This window comes from Ectobacillus polymachus (assembly GCF_048159605.1).
GTDB lineage: Bacteria > Bacillota > Bacilli > Bacillales > Bacillaceae_G > Ectobacillus > Ectobacillus polymachus.
On the sequence record NZ_JBLREB010000001.1, the window covers coordinates 1,325,655 to 1,348,592 of the forward strand.

At 39.1% G+C, this 22,938-nt stretch carries 22 protein-coding genes; 1 reads left to right on the forward strand and 21 read right to left on the reverse strand.

The window, feature by feature from the left end; all coding sequences use genetic code 11:
* Window positions 1-99 precede the first annotated feature (99 nt).
* The 9 genes from fabG to ACM5BR_RS06790 all read right to left on the reverse strand — a co-directional run bounded on the left by fabG (window position 100) and on the right by ACM5BR_RS06790 (window position 9,296).
* Window positions 100-840 (reverse strand): 3-oxoacyl-[acyl-carrier-protein] reductase, encoded by a 741-nt coding sequence (fabG, locus tag ACM5BR_RS06750; protein ID WP_416826878.1) that lies wholly within the window; start codon window positions 838-840, stop codon window positions 100-102.
* A gap of 3 nt (window positions 841-843) precedes the next feature.
* A complete protein-coding gene (fabD, locus tag ACM5BR_RS06755) occupies window positions 844-1,782 on the reverse strand; it encodes an ACP S-malonyltransferase (RefSeq protein WP_416826880.1) in 939 nt (312 codons plus the stop codon).
* Window positions 1,783-2,790 (reverse strand): phosphate acyltransferase PlsX, encoded by a 1,008-nt coding sequence (plsX, locus tag ACM5BR_RS06760; protein WP_416826881.1) that lies wholly within the window; start codon window positions 2,788-2,790, stop codon window positions 1,783-1,785.
* The gene (gene fapR, locus ACM5BR_RS06765) at window positions 2,787-3,371 is read right to left on the reverse strand and encodes a transcription factor FapR (protein WP_416826882.1); all 585 of its coding nucleotides are present in this window, start codon (window positions 3,369-3,371) and stop codon (window positions 2,787-2,789) included. Before fapR ends, plsX begins: the two co-directional genes overlap by 4 nt.
* Before the next feature lie 92 nt (window positions 3,372-3,463).
* Window positions 3,464-5,500 carry an ATP-dependent DNA helicase RecG gene (recG, locus tag ACM5BR_RS06770; protein ID WP_416826883.1) on the reverse strand — a complete coding sequence of 679 codons (2,037 nt, stop codon included), beginning with the start codon at window positions 5,498-5,500 and terminating at the stop codon, window positions 3,464-3,466.
* Window positions 5,497-6,378, reverse strand: coding sequence for an L-serine ammonia-lyase, iron-sulfur-dependent, subunit alpha (sdaAA, locus tag ACM5BR_RS06775; protein WP_416826884.1), 882 nt, complete (start codon window positions 6,376-6,378; stop codon window positions 5,497-5,499). The genes recG and sdaAA overlap by 4 nt, the downstream gene beginning before the upstream one ends.
* Window positions 6,379-6,393: 15 nt before the next feature.
* Complete coding sequence (gene sdaAB / locus ACM5BR_RS06780; protein ID WP_416826886.1) at window positions 6,394-7,056, reverse strand: L-serine ammonia-lyase, iron-sulfur-dependent subunit beta; 663 nt, start codon at window positions 7,054-7,056, stop codon at window positions 6,394-6,396.
* A gap of 196 nt (window positions 7,057-7,252) precedes the next feature.
* Complete coding sequence (locus ACM5BR_RS06785; RefSeq protein WP_416826887.1) at window positions 7,253-8,911, reverse strand: DAK2 domain-containing protein; 1,659 nt, start codon at window positions 8,909-8,911, stop codon at window positions 7,253-7,255.
* 22 nt (window positions 8,912-8,933) lie between these two features.
* The gene (locus ACM5BR_RS06790; RefSeq protein ID WP_416826888.1) at window positions 8,934-9,296 is read right to left on the reverse strand and encodes an Asp23/Gls24 family envelope stress response protein; all 363 of its coding nucleotides are present in this window, start codon (window positions 9,294-9,296) and stop codon (window positions 8,934-8,936) included.
* A 305-nt stretch (window positions 9,297-9,601) separates the two neighbouring features.
* Between ACM5BR_RS06790 and rpmB the strand changes: the two genes are divergently transcribed.
* Window positions 9,602-9,790, forward strand: a complete 189-nt coding sequence (gene rpmB, locus ACM5BR_RS06795; protein WP_416826890.1) for a 50S ribosomal protein L28 — start codon at window positions 9,602-9,604, stop codon at window positions 9,788-9,790.
* Between the two features lie 69 nt (window positions 9,791-9,859).
* On the opposite strand, the gene spoVM is transcribed toward rpmB, so the two are convergent.
* The 12 genes from spoVM to coaBC form a co-directional block, all read right to left on the reverse strand.
* On the reverse strand, window positions 9,860-9,940 hold the full coding sequence (gene spoVM, locus ACM5BR_RS06800; protein ID WP_416827859.1) for a stage V sporulation protein SpoVM: 81 nt from the start codon (window positions 9,938-9,940) through the stop codon (window positions 9,860-9,862).
* Window positions 9,941-9,988: 48 nt separating this feature from the next.
* On the reverse strand, window positions 9,989-10,630 hold the full coding sequence (locus ACM5BR_RS06805; RefSeq protein WP_416826892.1) for a thiamine diphosphokinase: 642 nt from the start codon (window positions 10,628-10,630) through the stop codon (window positions 9,989-9,991).
* Window positions 10,631-10,962: 332 nt separating this feature from the next.
* Window positions 10,963-11,607 carry a ribulose-phosphate 3-epimerase gene (gene rpe, locus ACM5BR_RS06810; RefSeq protein ID WP_416826893.1) on the reverse strand — a complete coding sequence of 215 codons (645 nt, stop codon included), beginning with the start codon at window positions 11,605-11,607 and terminating at the stop codon, window positions 10,963-10,965.
* Between the two features lie 3 nt (window positions 11,608-11,610).
* The gene (gene rsgA / locus ACM5BR_RS06815) at window positions 11,611-12,492 is read right to left on the reverse strand and encodes a ribosome small subunit-dependent GTPase A (protein ID WP_416826895.1); all 882 of its coding nucleotides are present in this window, start codon (window positions 12,490-12,492) and stop codon (window positions 11,611-11,613) included.
* A gap of 19 nt (window positions 12,493-12,511) precedes the next feature.
* A complete protein-coding gene (gene pknB, locus ACM5BR_RS06820) occupies window positions 12,512-14,533 on the reverse strand; it encodes a Stk1 family PASTA domain-containing Ser/Thr kinase (protein ID WP_416826897.1) in 2,022 nt (673 codons plus the stop codon).
* Window positions 14,534-14,541: 8 nt separating this feature from the next.
* Window positions 14,542-15,294, reverse strand: a complete 753-nt coding sequence (locus tag ACM5BR_RS06825; protein ID WP_416826898.1) for a Stp1/IreP family PP2C-type Ser/Thr phosphatase — start codon at window positions 15,292-15,294, stop codon at window positions 14,542-14,544.
* Window positions 15,295-15,298: 4 nt separating this feature from the next.
* On the reverse strand, window positions 15,299-16,384 hold the full coding sequence (gene rlmN / locus ACM5BR_RS06830) for a dual-specificity RNA methyltransferase RlmN (protein ID WP_416826899.1): 1,086 nt from the start codon (window positions 16,382-16,384) through the stop codon (window positions 15,299-15,301).
* A gap of 1 nt (window position 16,385) precedes the next feature.
* Window positions 16,386-17,723 carry a 16S rRNA (cytosine(967)-C(5))-methyltransferase RsmB gene (rsmB, locus tag ACM5BR_RS06835; RefSeq protein ID WP_416826900.1) on the reverse strand — a complete coding sequence of 446 codons (1,338 nt, stop codon included), beginning with the start codon at window positions 17,721-17,723 and terminating at the stop codon, window positions 16,386-16,388.
* The gene (gene fmt / locus ACM5BR_RS06840; protein ID WP_416826902.1) at window positions 17,720-18,661 is read right to left on the reverse strand and encodes a methionyl-tRNA formyltransferase; all 942 of its coding nucleotides are present in this window, start codon (window positions 18,659-18,661) and stop codon (window positions 17,720-17,722) included. The genes rsmB and fmt overlap by 4 nt, the downstream gene beginning before the upstream one ends.
* A 13-nt stretch (window positions 18,662-18,674) precedes the next feature.
* Window positions 18,675-19,151 (reverse strand): peptide deformylase, encoded by a 477-nt coding sequence (def, locus tag ACM5BR_RS06845; RefSeq protein WP_416826904.1) that lies wholly within the window; start codon window positions 19,149-19,151, stop codon window positions 18,675-18,677.
* An 11-nt stretch (window positions 19,152-19,162) separates the two neighbouring features.
* The gene (gene priA, locus ACM5BR_RS06850; protein ID WP_416826905.1) at window positions 19,163-21,565 is read right to left on the reverse strand and encodes a primosomal protein N'; all 2,403 of its coding nucleotides are present in this window, start codon (window positions 21,563-21,565) and stop codon (window positions 19,163-19,165) included.
* Window positions 21,562-22,764 carry a bifunctional phosphopantothenoylcysteine decarboxylase/phosphopantothenate--cysteine ligase CoaBC gene (gene coaBC, locus ACM5BR_RS06855; RefSeq protein ID WP_416826906.1) on the reverse strand — a complete coding sequence of 401 codons (1,203 nt, stop codon included), beginning with the start codon at window positions 22,762-22,764 and terminating at the stop codon, window positions 21,562-21,564. The genes priA and coaBC overlap by 4 nt, the downstream gene beginning before the upstream one ends.
* Between the last annotated feature and the right edge of the window lie 174 nt (window positions 22,765-22,938).

Here is a 22,938-nt window from a genome sequence, read left to right on the forward strand (position 1 = left end):
ACGGTCTGAGAACCCTCACCCATAAAGGCAAAAAGCGCCTTTTTGGGTGAGGAACACTCAGCCCTATGGGGCTAAACGAGCCGATTCCGCTTTTCTATATTACATTGCCATTCCGCCGTCTATGTGGATTGTTTGTCCTGTTATGTAGCTGCTGTTTTCGGATGCTAGAAATGCTACTGCGTTTGCAATGTCCTTTGCTTCTCCGAATCTCGCAAGCGGAATAAGTTTTAGCATTTCATTTTTTGTTTCTTCTGTTAACACTTCTGTCATATCAGTTACGATAAAGCCTGGCGCTAGAGCGTTTACTGTAATATTACGAGCGGCTAGTTCTTTAGCTGCTGTTTTGGTAAATCCGATGACGCCTGCCTTAGCTGCTACATAGTTTGCTTGTCCTGGGTTACCTGTTACACCTACAACAGAAGCGATATTAATAATTCGTCCATAGCGTTGTCTCATCATTTGGCGAGAAACGGCCTTTGTACAAAGAAAAACGCCTTTTAAATTCGTCTGAATAACTGCATCCCATTCTTCTTCTTTCATACGCATAAGAAGATTATCCTTTGTAATACCTGCGTTGTTTACAAGAATATCGATTTTACCGAATGTATCTACTGCAAGCTTCATCATGTTCGCTACTTCTTCGGAGTTAGAAACATCCGCACGTACCAAAATTGCTTCGCTGCCAAGTGCTTGTATTCCTTCTACAACTTCCTTGGCTCTTGCTTCATTCCCAGCATAATTAACGACAATTTTCGCGCCTTGCTTTGCCAATTCAAGAGCGATGGCACGACCTATTCCGCGGGAAGCTCCTGTCACGATTGCAACTTGACCTGTTAACATATTTTATTCTCCTTTCAACTTGGAAATCGTCTCATTTAAGCTCTCTTCATCATATACAGCGTACGTTTTGGCTGAAGGAGCAATGGATTTCATCAACCCAGCAAGTACTTTTCCAGGTCCAATTTCTACAAACGTATCCACCCCAAGTTCTACCATACGTTCGATTGTAGGATACCACTGTACAGGTGAATAGAGTTGTTCAATTAATTTTTCATGAATATCCTTACTATCTGTAATAATATCTCCTGTCACATTGGCAATTACAGGAATATTAGCATTTTGAATTTCGATTGTATCCAATACAGTACGGAACTTTTCCGCTGCTGGTTTCATTAAGGAAGAATGAAATGGTCCACTAACGCGAAGAGGAATTGCACGCTTTGCGCCATTTTCCTTTGCTTTTTTACATGCTATTTCAACGCCTAGCTTTGTTCCAGAAATAACAATTTGTTGTCTGCTATTCATATTCGCTACTTGTACAGCATGACCTTGTTTCGTTACTTCCTCCGTTACAGTTTGTAATGCAACTGGGTCCATACCTAAAATAGCAGCCATTGCACCTTCACCGTTCGGAACTGCTTCTTCCATAAATTGACCACGTTTACGCACTGTATATACTGCATCCTTGAAGGAAAGAGCATTCGCAGCAACAAGAGCACTATATTCGCCAAGACTATGACCTGCTACATAATCTGGTGTAATATTAAATTTCTTCATTACTGTTAAAATAGCATAGCTTGTCGTTAACAGAGCAGGCTGAGCATTTGTAGTCATCGTAAGTTCAGCTTGCGGTCCCTCAAATATAATACGTGATAATGGAGCTTGTAAGATTTCATCCGCTTGCTGAAAGATTTCTGCTGCTTCTGCAAATCGTTCCTTTATTTGCATACCCATACCGACCGTTTGCGATCCTTGACCTGGAAATAAAAATGCAATTTTCATTTAGTCTTCCTCCTTTATTGGAAGCATTGTTTTTTCTATAAGAGAAGCAATAGTAGGGGTTACTTGTTTTACAATCATATCTCTCGTTTGACGAATTGCATTAAAAATTGCGACTTCATCTGAGGAACCGTGTGCTTTAATAACTGGTGCTTTAAGTCCAATTAAAGCAGCACCTCCATATTCAGAGTAATCCATTTTCTCTTTTAACTTCATAAGCTTTGGCTTCAGCATCATAGCTGCAAGCTTACTTGTGAAGGAGCTTGTCAATTGCTCTTTTAGCATAGAAAATACCGATAGTGCTGTTCCTTCAAGGGTTTTTAAAGCTACATTTCCTGTAAAACCATCACAAACAACAACGTCTGCAACTCCTTGAAGCAAGTCCCGAGCTTCCACATTTCCTACGAAATTCAAATCAGATTCTTTTAACATATCGAATACATGTTTCGTTAAGTCATTTCCTTTTCCATCTTCCGTTCCAACATTCAATAAACCAACTCTTGGGCTCTCTATTCCTCTTACCTTTTGTGCGTAAAGGGATCCCATTATTGCATATTGATAAATATGTATAGGCTTTGCATCAACGTTTGCTCCTACATCAAGCATAACAAATCCTCTTCCATCAACGGTAGGAAGAGTAGGAGATAATGCAGGTCTCTCTATGCCTTCGATTCGTCCAACAACAAATAATCCTGCAGCCATTAATGCACCGGTATTTCCAGCAGAAATACAAGCATCAGCTCTGTCTTCATTTACTTCCTTTGCCATTAACACTAATGATGCTCTTTTCTTGCGTCTAACCGCGCGAACAGGCTCATCTGTCCCTTCAATAACTTCTTCACTATGTATGATGGAAATACGATTTTGATTCGTTAAGTATTTTCGAATTTCATCTTCTTTTCCCACTAATGTAATATGTAAATCTGAAAAAGCTTCGATAGCTTTCATGGCGCCAAGCACAACCGTTCTTGGAGCATGGTCACCACCCATTGCGTCAATTGCGATTCTCATTGGCTTGTCTCATCCTCACTATTTTTACTATATCTATACATTTCAAACGTCCCTGTAAAAACAATTTCGTTTTCTACATAGCTGTTTACTTCAACAACCGTTCTTCTTTTACTATTTTCACTTTCTATTACTTTCGCCTTCGCTACGATACGTTCGTTTAACTTCACTGAACGAAGGTATTGAATACTTGCTTTTGTCGTTAATGCAATCTCGTCATCAATTACGGCTACCGCCAATGAATTTGCTTGGGCAAACAAATGATGGCCTCTTGCTATACCATTCCGCTTAAACACATGCTCTTTCTTAACATCAAAAATTGAAATTGCATGGTGATCAAGCTCCATATCAATAATTTCCCCAACTATTTCTTCGATAGGCAATGATTTTACATTTTCGTACTGTTTTGCTGCAACGTTCTTTATACGCTCTCTAAGTTCAGGAATAGCTAATTCCAATCGATCTAATCGAATCGTTTGAATACTAACTTGAAATGTCCGAGAAAGTTCTTCATCTGTAACAAATGGGTTATTATGAATCGTTTCTTGCAATTGTTTTTGCCGATCTTTTTTATTTCTCCGCATTCTTCCATAAACCTTTCGTTTTATGACTAGGTACTAATAGTAGTATATAAGGTAAGAAAGCAGAATGCAACAAAAAATTACCTACTGTCTTGCTAATCTAGCTTTTCCTGTTGCAGTACGCCACCCTCATCTAAGTAATTCCGCAACTGTGCGTATACTTGACTATCCCAAAAGGCATGCGATTCAACTAGTAATGCAGCATCGTTTCTTGCAATCTCTAATACTTTATAATCATGCACCATATCAGCCACTTTAAAATCCGGCAACCCGCTTTGCTTTTTCCCAAAAAAATCACCAGGACCGCGCAGTTCTAGATCTTTTTCAGACAATGCAAATCCATCATTCGTCTCTGTCATAATTCGCATCCGTTCCTTACCTACCTCTGATTTAGGATCTGCTATTAAGATACAATAGGATTGTTCGCTGCCACGTCCAACCCTTCCTCGAAGCTGATGCAGCTGAGATAGTCCAAAACGATCTGCATCATAGATTACCATAACGGTTGCATTCGGTACATTTACACCTACTTCAACGACTGTTGTTGAGACAAGAAGTTGTACTTCATTCTTACTGAACTGACGCATAACATTTTCTTTTTCCCCAGCAGACAAGCGGCCATGCATGAGTCCTATCTGGAAGTTATGAAAATGGTATGATAGCATGCTGTGTAAATCTATGGCATTTTGCACATCTAGTTTTTCAGATTCCTCAATAAGCGGCGTAATAACATAGGCTTGTCTCCCTTTGTTCATTTCTTTTTCTACAAACGATAATACTCGTTCAAACATATCATGCTTTGCCCAATATGTTTCAATTTCTTTGCGTCCAGCTGGCATTTCATCAATTATACTTACGTCCATTTCTCCAAAAACAGTAATTGCTAGTGTACGCGGAATAGGAGTAGCCGTCATAAACAAAACATCGGTTTGTTCCCCTTTTTCTCGTAATATCCGCCTTTGCTCAACACCAAAGCGATGCTGTTCATCTGTAATCACGAGTCCTAATCTGTTAAAATTCACTTCATCTTGAATGAGTGCATGCGTTCCAATTAAGATATGCACATCTCCTGCTGCAAGACGCTCTAAAATCTCCCTACGACGAACTCCTTTAACCGAGCTTGTTAAAAGTTCAATCGATACGTTCGTCTGTGAAAATAGCTGTTGCAAAGATTGCATATGCTGCTCTGCTAAAATTTCTGTTGGAACCATTAAAGCTCCTTGAAAGCCTGCTAAAACCGTTGCATAGAGAATAATTGCTGCAACCACTGTTTTCCCAGATCCAACATCACCTTGTAAAAGTCGATTCATCCGGTAAAGTGATGTAAGATCCCGCAGTATTTCCGTCACAACACGCGTTTGTGCATGGGTTAACGGAAATGGCAACTGATCTAAAAATTGTTGCAGATCTACTTCTGAGAAATGCTTTATTTGTCCAGCAGCATTTTCTCTCTGTACTTTGCGCAGTGCTTGCATTTTTAGTTGAAAGAGGAAGAATTCTTCATACACAAAACGGCGACGTGCTTGTTTTAATGCTTCATGACTCTTAGGCATGTGAAGAGTTTGAATTGCTTCTATTCGCGGCAAGAGTTTATACCGATTTCGTAATCCTTCAGGAAGAGGATCTTCCACATTCTGAACCTGAGTTAAAGCATGCATTATAAAACGGCGAAGTTGCTTTACCGTTAGTTTTCCCTTTACTGCGTATACAGGTTCAATTTCCTGCTTTCGATCCATTAGACCAAAATGGACATTGGATGCAATGATAGTCTGGCGATGCTGGTCCCATTTACCTGAAACCGTTACCTTCTCTTCCATTACAATTTTATCTTTGTAATACGGCCGATTAAAGCATACAATCTGAATTAAGTAACGCCCAACAAGCAGCCGAAACGTAAGACGCGATTTCTTTTTCCCATAATACTGTAATAGCGGCATGCTATGAATGGTTCCTTCTACTGTTACGCGTTCATCATGCTTCACGTCTTCTAAATCTTTTACCGAATAATCCTCATAGCGATAAGGAAAATGTTCCAGTAGATTCTGCACGGTGTACAGCCCCATCTCTTCAAGCTGCCGAGCTGTTTCTTCTCCTATACCTTTTATTTGTGTAATAGGTGTTTGGATACTCACTTTTGATGGGCTACGCCGTAAATTTTTTCTTCAAGCGCCTTGCCGGTCGGTGTAGCTGCCAAGCCTCCTTTTGCCGTTTCACGAAGTCCAACTGGCATCGTCTGTCCTATTTTAAACATTGCATCAATTACTTCATCACAAGGAATTCGGCTTGTTATTCCAGCAAGTGCCATATCCGCTGCAACCATTGCATTTGCAGCGCCCATTGCATTTCGTTTTACACAAGGCACTTCAACAAGTCCAGCTACCGGATCACATACGAGACCGAGCATATTTTTCAGTGTTATAGCCATAGCTTCTGCAGCCTGTTTTGGTGTTCCGCCTGCTAGTTCTACGATTGCTGCTGCTGCCATTCCGCTAGCAGAACCTACTTCAGCTTGACAGCCGCCAGCCGCCCCTGATATAGAAGCATTATTGGCTATTACAAATCCGAATGCTCCTGCGGTAAATAGAAATTCCACCATTTCCTCACGCGAAGGATGCAGCTTTTCCTTAACTGCAAATAGTGTACCTGGTACGACACCAGCAGAACCTGCTGTTGGTGTTGCACAAATAGTTCCCATCGCTGCATTTACCTCATTAGTTGCAACTGCCTTGCTTACCGCATCTAAAAGAACCGTTCCACTCAGTGCTTTTCCACTTTGTATATAGGATTGAAGTAAAACAGCATCTCCTCCAGTTAATCCAGAAAAGGAATGGACACCCTGAAGTCCACGTTCCACCGCTTGTTCCATTACAAGTAAATTTCGTTCCATTTTGTTACATACTTCATTACGTGAAAGTCCCGTTACCTTCATTTCTTGCTGAATCATTATTTCAGCTGTTTTTACCCCTTTACTCTCTGCAAGTGTTACAAGTTCTGCTATATTCCGAAACATGATTGCACCTCCTGTTTATTCTATCATTCGAGTTACTTGGACAATGTTTGGAAGAGATTGTATTTCTTCCATAACAGAATCATCAATGTTATGATCGACTTCTATTACCATAAGCGCACTTTTCCCAACGTCTTTACGGGCCACTTCCATATGTCCGATGTTAATACGATATTTCATTAAAATAGCTGTAACTGCTGCGATAGTGCCATATTTATCATTATGAACGACTAAAATAGCCGGATGCATCCCACTTAACTTTAATACAAAGCCATTCAACTCTGTTATTTCAATTTTACCCCCACCGATTGATATACCAACAATCTCTAGCGTATCCTGTTCATCCGATAATGTGATACGAGTCGTATTCGGATGATCAGAAACTGCATCTTCAGCGATAAATGTTACCTCCATTCCTTCCCTCTTAGCAATTTCTAGGGAATGGGGTATCCGTTGATCAAATGTATCGAAATCTAGAATTCCACCAATTATTGCTACATCTGTACCATGTCCTTTATAAGTTTTTGCAAATGATCCATATAAAGAAACGGTTACTTTTGTAGGTTGCTTACGAAATAAGCTTCGTGCTACTCGCCCAATTCTTGCAGCGCCAGCTGTATGAGAGCTGGAAGGCCCAATCATAATCGGACCAATTATATCAAAAACAGATTTGTACTTCATCTAGTTGCCTCCCCTATGTTGGTACATAATCTATACGTAACGATTCGTATTCATTTCCAATTTCATCAGCAATGATAACTACTAGTATAACGAGAAAAAAACTCTTTGTTAACTAAAAAAAGGTGAACCGCATAGAGGAAAATTATACCTCCTTATGCGTCACCTCTTAGCAATGATCTATATTTTTCGCTGCCTACTATTCAACAGAGATAATAAATGGATACAACGGTTGATTTCCTTTATGAACCTCAACTTCAACTTCAGGAAATTCTTCCTCCATGAATGCCTTCAGTTTCTCTAGTTCAGCATCGTCTACATCTTCACCTTGCAAAATCGTAACAATTTCTGAATCTTCGTCAATCATCATTTGAAGAAGTTTCTTACCTGCTTCGATTTCATTCTCATCTGTTACGACAATTTTCCCATCAGCTATGCCCATGAAATCATTTTTCTTTATGGCTAAGCCATCCATTTCTGTGTCACGTACAGCATACGTGATTTGCCCTGTTTTAACTTGTTGCAATGCTTCCTTCATGTTGTCTGCATTTTCCTCAAGGCTAGCACTTGGATCAAAAGCTAGCATAGCTGCCATTCCTTGGGGAACTGACTTAGATGGAACAACTACAATATTCCCTTCTACAACAGATGCTGCTTGCTGTGCAGTCATTACAATATTGCTATTGTTAGGTAAGAGAATAATATTCTCTGCATTGGCTTCTTGAATTACTGTCAAAATATCTTCCGTACTTGGATTCATCGTCTGACCGCCTTCGATGACTTTCGTAGCACCAATGCTCATAAATAAATCTTTAATGCCTGAGCCCATTGCTACCGTGACAATGCCGTACGCTTGCTTTTCTGTAGAAGCAGCTTTTTCTTGATCCTCTTCTAACAAATGCGTATGCTGCTGGCGCATATTTTCAATTTTTAGGTTAATGAGACTTCCATAACGCTGACCATAATTTAAAGCATTACCCGGATATTCAACGTGAATATGTACCTTAACAATATCATCATCAGCTACAACTAATAATGAATCTCCAAATTCGCTAATGTCATTACGGAACTTCTCTACTGAGAATGATTGTTGTTTTGCTTTCTCAGCATCTAGTTTCACCATAAATTCAGTACAGTAGCCGTATTTAATATCTTCCGTACTTAATTGGCTTTGTACATTATGATGCTCTTGTTTTACCATTTGCTCCATTGTTGGCTTAATGTCTTTCGATTGTATCGTTTCACCCTTTAAATCCGCTAAAAATCCTTCATATACAACACAAAGACCTTTACCACCACTGTCAACTACCCCAACTTGTTTTAAAACGGGTAACAAGTCTGGCGTACGATTTAAGGAAGCGTTTGCTTCTTTCACTACTTCTTCCATGAAAGAAACAAAATCATCTTCGGCATTTGCAATAGTAGATGCCTTCTTAGCCGTATCCTTTGCAACAGTCAAAATTGTTCCTTCAACTGGCTTCATTACAGCTTTATAAGCTGTTTCAACACCTGCTTCAAGTCCTTCAGCAAAGTCAGTAGTAGTAAGTACTTCCTTATGTTCAACTGCCTTCGAAAACCCTCGGAATAACTGCGATAAAATAACTCCAGAATTACCACGTGCCCCCATTAACAGTCCTTTTGCTAATCTAACTCCAACTTCGCCTGCGTGTTCTGCTGTAGATTTACGAACCTCACGAGCTCCTGAAGTCATAGATAAATTCATGTTAGTACCGGTATCACCATCTGGAACAGGAAAAACGTTTAGAGCGTCTACAACTTTTACATTATTTGTAAGGTTATTTGCTCCTTGCATAATCATCTGTGCAAAACGTTTTCCATCAATTAGCTTGATTGACACTGATTTTCCTCCTTATTGCAAATCACAAGTTCGTTACTTTAACTCCCTGCACATAAATATTAACAGAATCCACTGCTAGTCCAAGTGTTTTGTCTAAGATATACTTAACTTTTGTTTGGACATTGTGTGCAACTTCCGAGATTTTTGTACCAAAGCCCACAATTATATACATGTCAATATGTACTTCGTTGTTTTCGTTTCGAACGATTACACCTCGAGTAAAGTTTTCTTTTCTTAGAATTTCCGTAAATCCGTCCTTCAACTGATTTTTGGAAGCCATTCCTACAATACCGTAACAATCTACCGCAGCACCACCTGCAGTCATTGCAATGACATCTGTGCTTATATCAATTTGACCGTATTGTGTTTTTATTTCAATTGACATATGACATTCCCCTTTCGAAAATAGTCAAAGTGAGCTAGACTACTTATATCATTATAATATACTGTTAGCAGAAAAAATGCTATTTCACTAACCGGATCCCGGTCGTTCACTATTTATGAGCAAAAATAGTCCTCTGTTATTATACAACATGTATCCTATGTATATGTCAAGTAAATTTTCTTGATTTATTACACTATATGATTGCATTCTCTACATAGTTATGTTAAATTGAAATAGTGTTTTTAGGTCAAAAGTAGCCTAACATTGAAATTTTGTAGGATAAGGTAGTTAGGAGGGAAATATAAATGGCTCGTGTTTGTGCAATTACTGGTAGAAAAGCACGTTCTGGCAACTCACGTTCTCACGCAATGAACAGTACGAAACGTACTTGGGGTGCAAACCTTCAAAAGGTACGTATCGTTGTTAACGGTAAAGTTAAGCGTGTTTACGTTTCTGCTAGAGCATTAAAATCTGGAAAAATCGAACGCGTTTAATGATAAAAAAAGAGTCTGAGACTCTTTTTTTATTTCACATGAAAAAAAGCACCGCAGCGCGGTGCTTTTTTAATCCTTTTTAAACGTATTAAGTACAGCCCGCACGAGACCTCCCAGAAACTTCGGCAGCTTGATAGTATAAAATCTCATGACTTCCCTCCTACTCACCATTGCTTCTGAAAATAGCAAAGAGTATCATTAATCAGTGCTTCTTACCACTAATAATATGCCAGAAGAGAATGAAAAAGTACCTTTTTCAGCGACAAGTTCATTGCTTATACATAATGTTGATCCCATCTGAAGTGTTCGATTGGTGAGTGGATACTTAAATCCGTGTAAGGTAATGCCGTGCACCTGTTCAGAAACGGATAAGAAGGATACGTATGGAAATGAATTCTTTTTTTCTATTACATATGTACTAGGCTTCTTCATTTCTATTTCATTTTTAGAATCAATTAGAATCAGTTCTGCTTGTGAATGTATCCCCTTCCTAAGCAGATGCACATTAGCTAGCTCGTGATCAAGTCTGCCTCCTGTTGCACCAAATACACGAATCTTGTCTGGGTTTTGCTGCAGTGCCCAGTTAATTGCTACTTCTAAATCAGTTTCATCCTTTTCCCTCGGCATCATTGGAAGATCTTCCATTCTCTTCCTCATCCATTCCAGCTCCTGCGCCGAAACCGAATCATAATCACCAAATGCAACGAAAGGTATAATCCCCCTTTGTAACAAATGAAAAACACCACGGTCAACAGCAGCCCAGATTACATCCTCCTCTTGATACAGGGCAAAATCTGGATGAAGCTGCGTTGGCCCGCCTGCCATAATATGAATGATCATATTACCATCCTCCTCTTAACATGAGATACTAAGAAAAGCGCAAGCGCCTTGGTCAGCCCCGACAAGCAAATGTTCGCAGGCCTAGGAAGTCGTTCTTTGACTTCATATGGCCCTAGGTTATTTGACCTCGAGGGGCTAGGCGCTGGAGCTGGACAATTCTCTATGTCAAAACTTTTATACTTTCTTATCAAATAAAAAAGGAGATAACATAATAGGAATATCATTACCCCTAGCTATGTCATCTCCTAAATTAGAACATCCTTTTATACTTATTTCATCGTGACATTTCTAAAAGCAGGAAATACCTAATAATTCTAGATGCATAATAGTCATTAGCCTCGAATATCACGAATCGCTTTTTCACGATCCTTTTGTTTATAAATCGCTGAGCCAGCAACTAAAACATTTGCTCCTGCTTCTCTACAAAGAACAGCTGTTTCCTTGTTTACTCCACCATCTACTTCAATGTCTACGGAAAGATTACGTTCTTGTATCAACGTTGCTACTTCTTTAATTTTCGGTAGAACAGTAGGAATAAATGATTGACCACCAAATCCAGGATTAACTGTCATAAGAAGTACCATATCAATATCTTCTATAATATGCTGAATCATAGATACAGGTGTATGTGGATTTAATACAACTCCTGCTTTAATTCCAAAGGATTTAATTAATCCAATCGTACGGTGTAGATGAGGACACGCCTCTACGTGAACGGTAATGATATCTGCTCCTGCTTTGGCAAAGTCAGGTATATAGTTGTCTGGGTTTTCAATCATAAGATGAACATCTAAGGTAAGAGAAGTAATTGGACGAATCGCTTCTACAATAAGCGATCCGATTGTAATGTTCGGAACAAAGTGCCCGTCCATCACATCTACGTGAATATAATCTGCTCCTCCTTTTTCTACATCTTTAATTTCTTCCCCTAATCTTGAAAAATCTGCTGATAAGATAGATGGTGCAACTTTAATCATAATTTAATACCTCGGCTTTCTGTCTCGTATCTCTTGTATAAATTGAACGTAATGGTCATAGCGATAACGTGGTATCACTCCAGCTTCAACAGCTTCTTTCACCGTACATTTTGGTTCAGAAATATGCGTACATCCTCTAAATTTACAATGCTGTTTTTGCCTTTTCAACTCGATAAAACTTTCCCCTACATCTTCTACACTCATGTCTATAAACTCAAGAGAACTAAATCCTGGGGTGTCTGCTACTAGACCTGAACCAACCTTGATCAATTCAACATGGCGCGTTGTATGTTTCCCACGTCCTAAATGGGAAGATATATCATTCGTTTTAATTTCAAGTTCCGGACGTAGCATATTAAGAAGTGAAGATTTCCCAACTCCGGATTGTCCTGCAACGACAGAAATACTATTTTGTATAAGCTTATACAATTCATCAATGCTGTTTTCTTGTTTTTTAGATGTTAGCATAACATCATAGCCTAGATTTCGGTAGTCATCAACATATCCTTCGATTTCTTGCATTCTTTGTTTATCAATTAAATCCATTTTGCTAATACATATAATTGGCTTAATGTTATTAAATTCGATAAGCACAAGAAACCGATCGAGTAGAAGTGTACTAAAATCAGGCTGCACAGCAGAAAAGACGAGAATTGCATTATCTACATTAGCAATTGGCGGACGAACAAGCTCATTTCTTCGATGAAGTACTTCAAGTATGTAACCTTCTGTTTCATTATCTGCTTGAAATTGAACCATATCCCCAACAAGAGGAGTGATTTTGTTTTTCCGAAAAATACCACGTCCTCGACATTGTGTGATTCCTTCTTCATGCGCAACATAATAAAAACCGCTTAACGCTTTGATTATCATGCCTTGTGGCATACACTCACTCCTTGATTCATCACTGGTACGGTACATCTTTTTCAATAATGGTTACACCGTCACGTACAATTTTATAGCTTCCTTTATTTCCGTACGCAATTAGAAAATCAATAGAAACGGTGCTTGATGCAGTAATCTTTCTCGTTTCAATTGGCTTATCATAGCTAGTATTCATATCTTCCTTATAAATATCCACCGTTTCTGGCTTATTATCCGGTGTTGGCTGATACGGAATTTGTATGTCACTTACTGTAACCTTTTTCGGTGGATTTACCGGGTTTGCTGGGTTTGCCGGATTTACCGGGTTTGCCGGATTTGCTGGATTGGTTGTAGTATCCTTTGGTCCTGACGAAATTACAACAGATATCAAATCTCCTTGTTGTACTGCTGTATTTGCTCTTGGAGATTGTGAAATTACATTTCCTTGTGCTACTGTATCTGAATTTTGTTGAACGACATTAAGGTTAAGCTTATTATCGGTAATATAGCTTCTAACACTAGCTTCTGTCCAACTTGTAAAATCAGAAAGCGCAATACGTTTTGGTCCATTACTAATCCAAACTCGAAATTCCTGTTCTTCTTCAATAACTTCCTGGTCGGCAGCAGGTGCTTGTTCAATAATTTGGCCTTTTGGCTTATCGCTATCCACATAATATGGTGTAACAGTTGCAAAATTCTGTGCTAACTCATCCTGAACAGTACTAAATAATTGACCAACATAATTCTTTACTTTCTGCTTTTTCTTTCCACCAGATTGATAAATTGTAATCTTAGAATTTTCTTTAACAGTCGTTCCTGCTTTTGGATTTGTCTTAATTACCTTTCCTTCTTCCATTTGATCGGTATATATAATTTCCGGGGATGAAGCTACTTGTAATCCACTAGTACTTAATATATTTACTGCATCTGCATAGGTTTTACCTGATACATCCGGTATTTTTACATCTTTTGGAATGAAAAAGTTTGGAACAATTGCAACCGCAGCCACACTTCCTAGAATAAGCAATAGCAATAAAATAAGCAATCTAGTCATACGTTTTCGCTTTGGTTTTTTCTTTTTTACTTCCGGTTTCTCTTTCTCTTCTTTTTTATCTATTTTCCCAGAATTAATGATGGTTTCATCTGTTACAATATCAGGAAAAGCTTCATGACGTATAATAGGAAGAGCCTTTGTTGCTTCTTCATCATCTATAATGTGGAAACGTTCCTCATTTGCACGTTCTGGAAGAAGAGCAGTAACAATATCTTGCTTCATTTCATCAACTGAATCGTAGCGATGGAACGGATCCTTTGCAGTTGCTTTTAAAATAATATTTTCTACACTTTGAGGAACATCAGGATTCCACCGTTTTACTGAAGGCGTTTCATTTTGCAAATGCTTTAGTGCAATGGATACCGCTGATTCTCCAGAAAAAGGAGGGCGCCCCGTTAGAAGCTCAAACATAACAATGCCTAGTGAATATATATCAGACTTCTTATTCGCTCCCCCGCCCCGTGCTTGTTCAGGTGATAAATAATGAACAGAGCCTAAAACAGAGTTTGTATGTGTTATCGTAGTTGCTGATGTAGCAGTAGCAATCCCGAAATCCGTCACTTTCACTACACCATCATCACGAATTAATATATTTTGCGGTTTTATATCTCGGTGCACAATTTCAAAGTGATGCGCATGAGACATAGCTGATGCAAGTTGCTCCATAATATCGAGCGCTTCTGTTACAGATAACATCCCTTGCTGTTGAATATATTGCTTAAGTGTACGACCCGGAACAAACTCCATAACGAGATAGTATATACCGTCCTCTTCCCCAACATCATAAATATTAACTATATTCGGATGGGACAAGGTCGTGACAGATTGTGCTTCACGATGAAAACGTTTTATAAACTCTTCATTGTTTGCGTAATCCAGCCGGAGTATTTTTACAGCAACATCACGATCTAAAATATCATCATGTGCTAAATACACATTGGCCATTCCGCCTCCACCAATCATTTTAAGCAACTTATAACGATCATTTAGGCGTCTTCCAATCATCACGTTGTCATTCACCTACTTTCGCTCACTGAATCGATATATTGAACGATTACAAGAGTAATATTATCTTCGCCGCCCATGTCATTTGCTTTTTTCACGAGCTCTTCTCCCTTACCTTGTAAATCTAAATCAGAAACTAAGATTTGTTTCATTTCTTCCTCAGAAACTTTATTCGATAGTCCATCTGAGCATAACAACAACTGATCTCCCTGTTCTAAGATGAGTGTCTTGCTGTCTAAATTCGCTGTTTTTTCCGTTCCTAACGCTCGCAGTAGTACGTGTCTGCGCGGATGAATTTCCGCATCTTCCTTTGTAATTTCCCCATATCGTACAAGTTCGTTCACAAGTGAATGATCTTCGGTTGCTAACGTCATCTCATTATCCGAAACGATGTAGCAGCGGCTGTCACCAATATGTCCAATCGTAACGAAGGTGTCCGTACAAATAGCAATAACAATGGTTGTACCCATTCCTTGGCACTCTTCATTCTCAAACGAATAATTATAAATTCGTTCGTTTACAATTTCAACATGTTCGTATAGCCATTTTTCTGCAAGCTTTGGAGTATGCACCCCTTGTGCTTGCTTCCAAAAATCATGAATAAGTTGGATGGCCATCTGGCTTGCAACATCGCCTGCCCGATGCCCACCCATACCATCTGCTACGATAGCTAGAATATCACCGTCTACATTATAAAATACGCCAGCGCTATCTTCATTGTGTTGACGAACCTTTCCTCTGTCGGACAGAAAAATGGTTTTCATCCTTTCACCTCGTCTCCTCTTTACGCTCCTTTGCACGCAATTGACCACAGGCAGCATCAATATCAGAGCCTTGCTCACGGCGAATCGTTACATTGATTCCGTAGTTCTTCAATATTTTCTGAAAGCGAAAAATTTGCTCACGCGGTGTTCTAACATAATTGCGCTCTGGAACATAATTGACTGGAATTAAGTTCACATGGCATAGTAAACCCTTGATAAGTTTTGCTAATTCTTCAGCATGTTCCACTTGATCATTTTGTCCGCCAAATAAACCGTATTCAAATGTCACGCGTCGCCCTGTTTTTTTCGTATAATATTTAACAGCTTCCATTAAATCAGGGAGTTTATATGCACGGTTAATTGGCATCAGTTTGGAACGCAACTCCGTATTTGGTGCATGAAGCGAAATAGCAAAATTAATTTGCATATTTTCATCAGCAAAGTCATATATTCTTGGAATAATTCCACTTGTAGAAACCGTAATATGACGAGCACCGATGTGAATTCCTTGTTCATGATTTACAATACGTAGAAATTGCAATAAGTTTTCATAGTTATCAAATGGCTCCCCAATTCCCATAACTACAATCGAACTAACTCGCTCATCCATTTCATCAACAGCTCGTTGAACGTTTACAACTTGTGCTACAATCTCTCCAGATTCTAAATTACGTTTCAATCCACCTAATGTAGAAGCACAAAATGTACAGCCAATTCGGCAGCCTACTTGCGTCGTCACACAAACAGAATTGCCGTAATCGTGATTCATTAGTACAGTTTCGATTGAATATCCATCATGCAGTTCAAATAGAAATTTAATCGTCCCATCATCTGAAACTTGTTTCACTAATGTTTTTAAAGTTGTAATTTCAAAGGAATTCGACAGCTTTTCTCGCAATCCTTTTGAAAGGTTTGTCATTTCATCAATGGAAGCTACTCGTTTTTTATAGAGCCAATCATATATTTGCCCAGCTCGGAAAGCTGGTTCTCCTTGCTCCTTAAGCCATGCTTGTAAACCTTGCAGTTCTAATGAATAAATAGAAGGCTTTTTCACTTCTGAATTTCTATTCTTGTCTGTCATCGTTTCCATGCTACAACACCCTCTTTCGTAAACACGCTATATAAAATCCATCTGTAAGAAAATAATGAGGTAAAATTTGTAGTTGCCCCTTAGACACATATTTCCTTATTGTAAGCGGTAGTCGCTCACATAATGTTAGATCCCACTCAAAGTCAGGATTTGTTTGTAAAAAAGCCTCAACTACTTTATCGTTTTCTGCCTGTTCAATCGTACACGTACTATATACAAGCCGTCCACCCCTTTTTACTAGTGGAGCAATTTCTTGAAGAATAGAAAGTTGGATATGCGATAAGTTTTCACTATCCTTATACGTTTTTCCAATCTTAATATCTGGCTTTCTACGAATAACACCAAATCCAGAACACGGCGCATCGACTAATACTTTATCAAAGCTCTCATCTTGGAGTGAACGACGTGCGTTTCTTGCATCAAGTACACTTGCTTCTACATTCGATAATTGAAGTCTTTTTGTTTGTTCATTAATAAGCCGTACTTTGTGTGGATGCAAATCAAGAGATGTTACTTGTCCCGTTTCACGTAATCGCTCCGCAATATGACACGTTTTCCCACCAGGGGCTGCGCAACTATCAAGGACAATATCTCCAGGTTCTGGATCTAAGACTCTTGCAACAAGCATACTACTTTCATCTTGAATGGAAAGAAAACCGTCACGAAATGCCTTTGTATGGGCGACATTCCCTTTTTCAATCATGATGGCATCTTCTGATAACACACCATGTTTTGCTTCTACTCCTTCATCTTTCAGCATATTAATGACATTCTCTACCGCCTTGCGGTTCACATTGACACGAGCTGTAGCTGCTGGAGGAAGTAAATTTACTTCACATATTCGCGTTGCTTCCTCTAGTCCGTATGTAGATATCCACTCCTTTACAAGCCATTCAGGATGACTTGTGGAAATAGCGAGACGTTTTCCTACATCCGAAATAGACGTTAGCGATGGAACTCCTTGCCTTTGAATAGAGCGAAGTACACCATTTACAACTGAGCTTATTCCTTTATGTCCTCTTGTTTTTGCAATTTCAACTGCTTCAAAAATAACCGCATGAGCAGGAACGCGATCTAAATACAGAAATTGATATAGCGAAAGCCGAAGTAACACGCGTACCCACTGATCTATTTTCCCCCGTAAAAATGGTTGTAAATAAAAATCGAGCGTATCTCTTCGCTGAATCGTTCCATACACAATTTCGGTAAGAAGACCCACATCTTTCCCCACTATATTATTTTTTTCGATTAATTGATTAAGCAGCAAATTGCTATAAGCACCATTTTTTTCTACCTGTATTAGCCCATCTAGTGCAAGTTCTCGCACGGTTTTCTTCATTCTTCAGTTCCTACCTTCATACCAATACTAAGATGTGTACCACGCAAAAATTGTTCGCCTGACATTCGCTTTTTCCCTGCTGGCTGCAAATCTGTAATTTTAATTGCCGTTTGATTACCCGTTGAAACGATAAAGCCATTCTCCTCAATTCCAATCACTGTACCTGGCTCCATGCTGCTTGCTTGGACCTTTTCACCCCACCATACTTTCACAACTTGACCGTGCATCGTGGTATAAGCAACAGGCCAAGGATGAAGACCACGTATATGATTGTAAATCACTTCTCCATCTTTACTCCAATCAATTTTTTCTTGCTCACGTTTAATATTAGATGCGAACGTTGCCTTCTCATCATTTTGCTTAATAGGAGTAATAGTACCTGCAAGAAGAGATGGAATTGTCGTAGATAACAACTCCGCCCCTGCTTGGCTGAGCTTATCATGAAGTGAACCGACAGAGTCAAGCTCTAATATTGGAACTTCCACTTGGGTAATAATATCTCCAGCATCCAATTTTTCAGCCATATACATAATGGTAACTCCTGTTTTGTCTTTCCCTTGCATAATAGCATAATGGATAGGGGCTCCGCCGCGCAATTCTGGAAGCAAAGAAGCGTGTACATTGATGCAACCATATTTCGGTGCATCTAAAAGTTCCTTTGGAAGAATTTGACCAAATGCCGCAGTTACGATTAAATCAGGCTGCAAGGCAATCACTTTCTCATATTCACTTTTCTCTCTAATTTTTACCGGCTGTAACACAGGAATGTTATGTATTTCTGCCTCCACTTTCACTGCCGGCGGCGTTAATACTCTTTTTCTACCTACTGGTTTATCGGGCTGTGTAACAACCGCAATTACTTCATATCCATCTGTTATTAAACGACGTAATACCCCAACAGAAAAATCAGGTGTTCCCATAAATACAATTTTCACCATACGAAACTCTCCTTTATACTTCCTCTAGCTCACCAGGCTCATAATACCGGTTTACCTTAGTCGTAAATAAAACACCATGCAAATGATCCATTTCATGCAAAATAGCACGGGCCAAAAACCCTTCTGCTTCTATAACGAATACTTTGCCGTAGCGATTATTAGCACGAACTTTAATATAATCTGCACGTGTTACTTCGCCATAAAGATTAGGAAAACTAAGGCAACCTTCTGGACCAATCTGTTCTCCCCTAGCTTCTAATAGAATAGGATTGATAAGGTCAATACGTCCATGTTCATCATCAATATCTACAACCGCAATATTCTTTGTTATGCCAATTTGCGGTGCAGCAAGTCCAACTCCATCAGCTGCTAACATTGTTTCATACATATCATTTAGAAGCTTTCTTACTTTTTTATCATATTTCAAAACAGGTTCACATTCTGTTTCTAACACAGTATTGGGATATTTCACTATATTTAATATTGCCATAACTTCCTCCACTACATAAGCATCGTTGGATTAAAGTCAATCGAAATTTGTAGTTGATGCTTTGCTATTTCTGGTTGATACTGTTCTATAATGTTACGTAATACATACTGCAAGTTCGGTTCCCGTTTGTATTTTATCATGCATTGATATCGATATCTATCTTTTACTTTTGGTATAGGAGAAGCTGCAGGGCCAAGAATCAAGGCTTGCTGCGAGCATTTTCCCCTTAGAATCGATACGATCTTCTCTGTTGTGTGTACAGCTACCAATAGTTCCGGATGAGAAACAGTAACGAGAGTTAAATAAAAATAGGGTGGATATTGATGGATCTTACGTACATACATCTCCCTTTCAAAAAAGACGTCATAATCCTGTTCCTTTGCTAACTGAATGCTATAATGTTCCGGCGTATACGTTTGAATGATTCCTTCACCTGGAAGAGAATGTCGCCCTGCCCGACCGCTTACTTGCGTTAAGAGCTGAAATGTTTTTTCACTTGAACGAAAATCAGGAAGATGTAGCATCGTATCAGCTGTTAGTACACCAACAAGTGTAACATTGGGAAAATCTAAACCTTTCGCAATCATTTGCGTCCCAAGCAATATGTCTGCCTTTCCTTCTCCAAATGCTGTTAAAAGCTTTTCGTGAGCACCCTTTTTACTTGTTGTATCAACATCCATTCGTATGATGCGAGCCTCCGGAAATAGCTTTTGCAATTCTTCTTCGACCTTTTGCGTTCCCGCACCAAAAAAACGAATATAGCTGCTTTCACAAGCTGGACATACGTTTGGTATGGGCTGCTCATAGCCGCAATAATGACATTTTAATTTCTCTTGCTTCCGATGATAAGTAAGGGAAATATCACAATGAGGACATTGCAGAACATATCCGCAGTCCCGACACATCACAAACGTAGAATGACCTCTTCGATTTAGAAACAAAATACTTTGTTCTCGCTTGTGAAGTCGTTCTTCAATTTTCTCATGTAGAATTCTTGAAAACATGGAGCGGTTTCCTTCTCTTAACTCTTCTCGCATATCCACAATTTCAATTGACGGCATCCTAACATCATTCGTCCGTTTTTTCATAGTAAGGAGTTGAAAGACCCCTTTTTTCGCCCTTGCAAATGTTTCAAGTGTAGGAGTCGCACTTCCTAAAATAACAGGACAATTATGATACATACCTCTCTCAATTGCAACGTCCCTTGCGTGATAACGTGGATTATCTTCTTGCTTATAGCTCGATTCATGTTCTTCATCAATTATGATAATACCAAGGTTTTCAAAAGGAGCGAATACGGCGGAACGAGCTCCAACAACAACCTTAACTTCTTTTCGTTGAATCTTCCGCCATTCATCATACTTTTCTCCCACTGATAATGCACTATGTAAAACAGCTACTTGCGACCCAAATCGTCCTTTAAACCGCTCTACCATTTGCGGGGTTAGAGCAATTTCTGGAACGAGTACAATGGCTTCTTTTCCTTTTTTAATAACTGCTTCGATAGATTGTAAGTATACCTCTGTTTTCCCGCTTCCCGTTACTCCGTACAATACAAAAACATCATGTTTTTCCTGTGAAATAGCGGAAAGTATCGGCGTAATTGCTTGCTGTTGTTCTTGTGTTAACGAAAGGGATGTCGTTTTTTCAAAGCTTTCATCATCGTATGGATTTCGATATACCTCTATATATTTTTCTTCGAGTATTCCTTTCTTTATCAAAGTCCTGATTGGTGAATCCGTTACTTGAATATTTGCTTTGAGTTCTGAAAAGGAAACCGGCTCATAATGCTCAAGAAAAAAATATAAAACATCTTGCTGCTTTTCACTGCGAAGAGTTTGAACAATTTCTTCTATTTCTTCTTTACGAGCAACTGGGAAAACGAAGCGTTGTTTCTTTTTTTGAAGACGATCCTTTACATCGTAAACAATTTCAACATGGCCTGCAGCAATACTTTGACGAATCAAACGATAGTAGGACTCATCAATATCATTCCAATCGATAGAATGATGTTCTCCAAATATCAGTTTTAACTCGTCTGCTAGTTCGTTCGCATTTCGAATTACAAGATATTTACGGTAATTTGCTTTCGTAGCCGTCGGCAACATTACTTGGAAGGCAGAAATCGTAAAACAAAGCGTTTCCTTTGCTAGCCAGAAACCTAGCTTCAGCATTTCCTCATTTAGAGCCGGTGTAACATCGAGGAATGCCTCAATTGCCTTTAATTTGTCGATTTCTACATCTATTGTATCTTTTATTGCAATCACAAAACCTTGCAGCTTACGAGATCCAAATGGTACGACCACGCGCACTCCTGCTTGCACGAGGTCTTCCCATCGCTCTGGAACCTTATAATCGAATGGTCGATCGGTTTGCTTTGCAGGAACATCGACGATTACACTCGCTATTTTCATATTTTCTCACCTAAAAGAGTTTGAACAGCCGTTAGTATATGCTCTGCTACTTTACGCTTGCTTAGCTTAGGAAGAGCGATTTCTTCTCCATTACGCTTAATGATCGTTACAATATTTGTATCTGTACCAAAGCCTGCTCCTTCTGTCATAACATTATTTGCAACAATCATATCTAAATTTTTTGACTCTAGCTTTCCTTTTGCATATTCTTCCACGTTGTTTGTTTCAGCAGCAAATCCAACTAACACCTGATTTTCTTTTCGCACACCGAGGATTCGTAAAATATCCGGTGTTCGTTCTAATTCTATAGAAAGATTTCCAGGCTGCTTCTTCATCTTTTGTTCATGTCTTATTTTCGGACGATAGTCAGACACTGCTGCTGTTTTAATGACTGCATCAACATTATTATAGTAGCTTAGGACTGCCTGCAGCATATCTTCGGTTGATTCAACATTTACTACCGTCGCCCCTTCTGGCGGATCTATATTTGTTGGACCCGTAACCAAAATAACGTTTGCTCCCAGGCGTATTGCTTCAGCAGCTATCTCATACCCCATTTTTCCTGAAGAAAAATTTGTTAAAAAGCGGACTGGATCAATACGCTCCCTAGTTGGTCCTGCTGTTATAAGAATACTTCTCCCGCGTAAAGGTAAGTCATTTGAAAAAAATGTAGAAAGTAATGTAACGATACTTTCTGGCTCTTCCATCCGTCCTTTTGCCATATAGCCGCAAGCTAAAAAGCCTTCGTTCGGTTCAATAAAGTGATACCCATACTGCTGCAATGTTTCTATATTTTTTTGAACTGCTTTGTTTTCAAACATATGGACGTTCATTGCAGGAGCGATAAAAATAGGTGATGTAGTTGCTAGTAACGTGGTAGAAATCATATCATCTGCAATTCCGTTCGCTAGCTTACCAATTATATTGGCCGTTGCTGGTGCGATTAGTGTAACATCAGCCCAATCAGCTAAATCTATATGAGCAATAACAGAAGAATCTTTTTCATCAAATGTATCCGTGTACACATCATGACGTGATAATGCTTGAAAGGTAAGCGGCGTTACAAATTTACGAGCTGATTCGGTCATCATCACCTTCACGATTGCTCCTGCCTGTGAAAGTTTACTTGTTAAAGCTGCCGCCTTATAAACTGCAATTCCTCCAGAAACACATAACAATACTTTCTTTCCAGTTAACATCGTCTACCTCCCTATTTCTTTTAGCATGTAGTTTTTTTCAAAGCTCTCCTATTTTTATCACTTTAAAAAAACAACAACCTAAATGAAAATAGGTTGTCGTCATACTTGATCCCGCTATTTAAGGGCAGTAGACCACCACTTCAAGCTTAAAAAGCCAAGCGGGGCCAACTTGCT

What these genes read in the sequence shown, in the direction of transcription:
- fabG (WP_416826878.1), bottom strand. Translation starts at nt 840, where the DNA reads ATGTTAACAGGTCAAGTTGCAATCGTGACAGGAGCTTCCCGCGGAATA.
- fabD (WP_416826880.1), bottom strand. Translation starts at nt 1,782, where the DNA reads ATGAAAATTGCATTTTTATTTCCAGGTCAAGGATCGCAAACGGTCGGT.
- plsX (WP_416826881.1), bottom strand. Translation starts at nt 2,790, where the DNA reads ATGAGAATCGCAATTGACGCAATGGGTGGTGACCATGCTCCAAGAACG.
- fapR (WP_416826882.1), bottom strand. Translation starts at nt 3,371, where the DNA reads ATGCGGAGAAATAAAAAAGATCGGCAAAAACAATTGCAAGAAACGATT.
- sdaAA (WP_416826884.1), bottom strand. Translation starts at nt 6,378, where the DNA reads ATGTTTCGGAATATAGCAGAACTTGTAACACTTGCAGAGAGTAAAGGG.
- sdaAB (WP_416826886.1), bottom strand. Translation starts at nt 7,056, where the DNA reads ATGAAGTACAAATCTGTTTTTGATATAATTGGTCCGATTATGATTGGG.
- ACM5BR_RS06790 (WP_416826888.1), bottom strand. Translation starts at nt 9,296, where the DNA reads ATGTCAATTGAAATAAAAACACAATACGGTCAAATTGATATAAGCACA.
- rpmB (WP_416826890.1), top strand. Translation starts at nt 9,602, where the DNA reads ATGGCTCGTGTTTGTGCAATTACTGGTAGAAAAGCACGTTCTGGCAAC.
- spoVM (WP_416827859.1), bottom strand. Translation starts at nt 9,940, where the DNA reads ATGAGATTTTATACTATCAAGCTGCCGAAGTTTCTGGGAGGTCTCGTG.
- ACM5BR_RS06805 (WP_416826892.1), bottom strand. Translation starts at nt 10,630, where the DNA reads ATGATCATTCATATTATGGCAGGCGGGCCAACGCAGCTTCATCCAGAT.
- rpe (WP_416826893.1), bottom strand. Translation starts at nt 11,607, where the DNA reads ATGATTAAAGTTGCACCATCTATCTTATCAGCAGATTTTTCAAGATTA.
- rsgA (WP_416826895.1), bottom strand. Translation starts at nt 12,492, where the DNA reads ATGCCACAAGGCATGATAATCAAAGCGTTAAGCGGTTTTTATTATGTT.
- ACM5BR_RS06825 (WP_416826898.1), bottom strand. Translation starts at nt 15,294, where the DNA reads ATGAAAACCATTTTTCTGTCCGACAGAGGAAAGGTTCGTCAACACAAT.
- rlmN (WP_416826899.1), bottom strand. Translation starts at nt 16,384, where the DNA reads ATGGAAACGATGACAGACAAGAATAGAAATTCAGAAGTGAAAAAGCCT.
- rsmB (WP_416826900.1), bottom strand. Translation starts at nt 17,723, where the DNA reads ATGAAGAAAACCGTGCGAGAACTTGCACTAGATGGGCTAATACAGGTA.
- fmt (WP_416826902.1), bottom strand. Translation starts at nt 18,661, where the DNA reads ATGGTGAAAATTGTATTTATGGGAACACCTGATTTTTCTGTTGGGGTA.
- def (WP_416826904.1), bottom strand. Translation starts at nt 19,151, where the DNA reads ATGGCAATATTAAATATAGTGAAATATCCCAATACTGTGTTAGAAACA.
- priA (WP_416826905.1), bottom strand. Translation starts at nt 21,565, where the DNA reads ATGAAAATAGCGAGTGTAATCGTCGATGTTCCTGCAAAGCAAACCGAT.
- coaBC (WP_416826906.1), bottom strand. Translation starts at nt 22,764, where the DNA reads ATGTTAACTGGAAAGAAAGTATTGTTATGTGTTTCTGGAGGAATTGCA.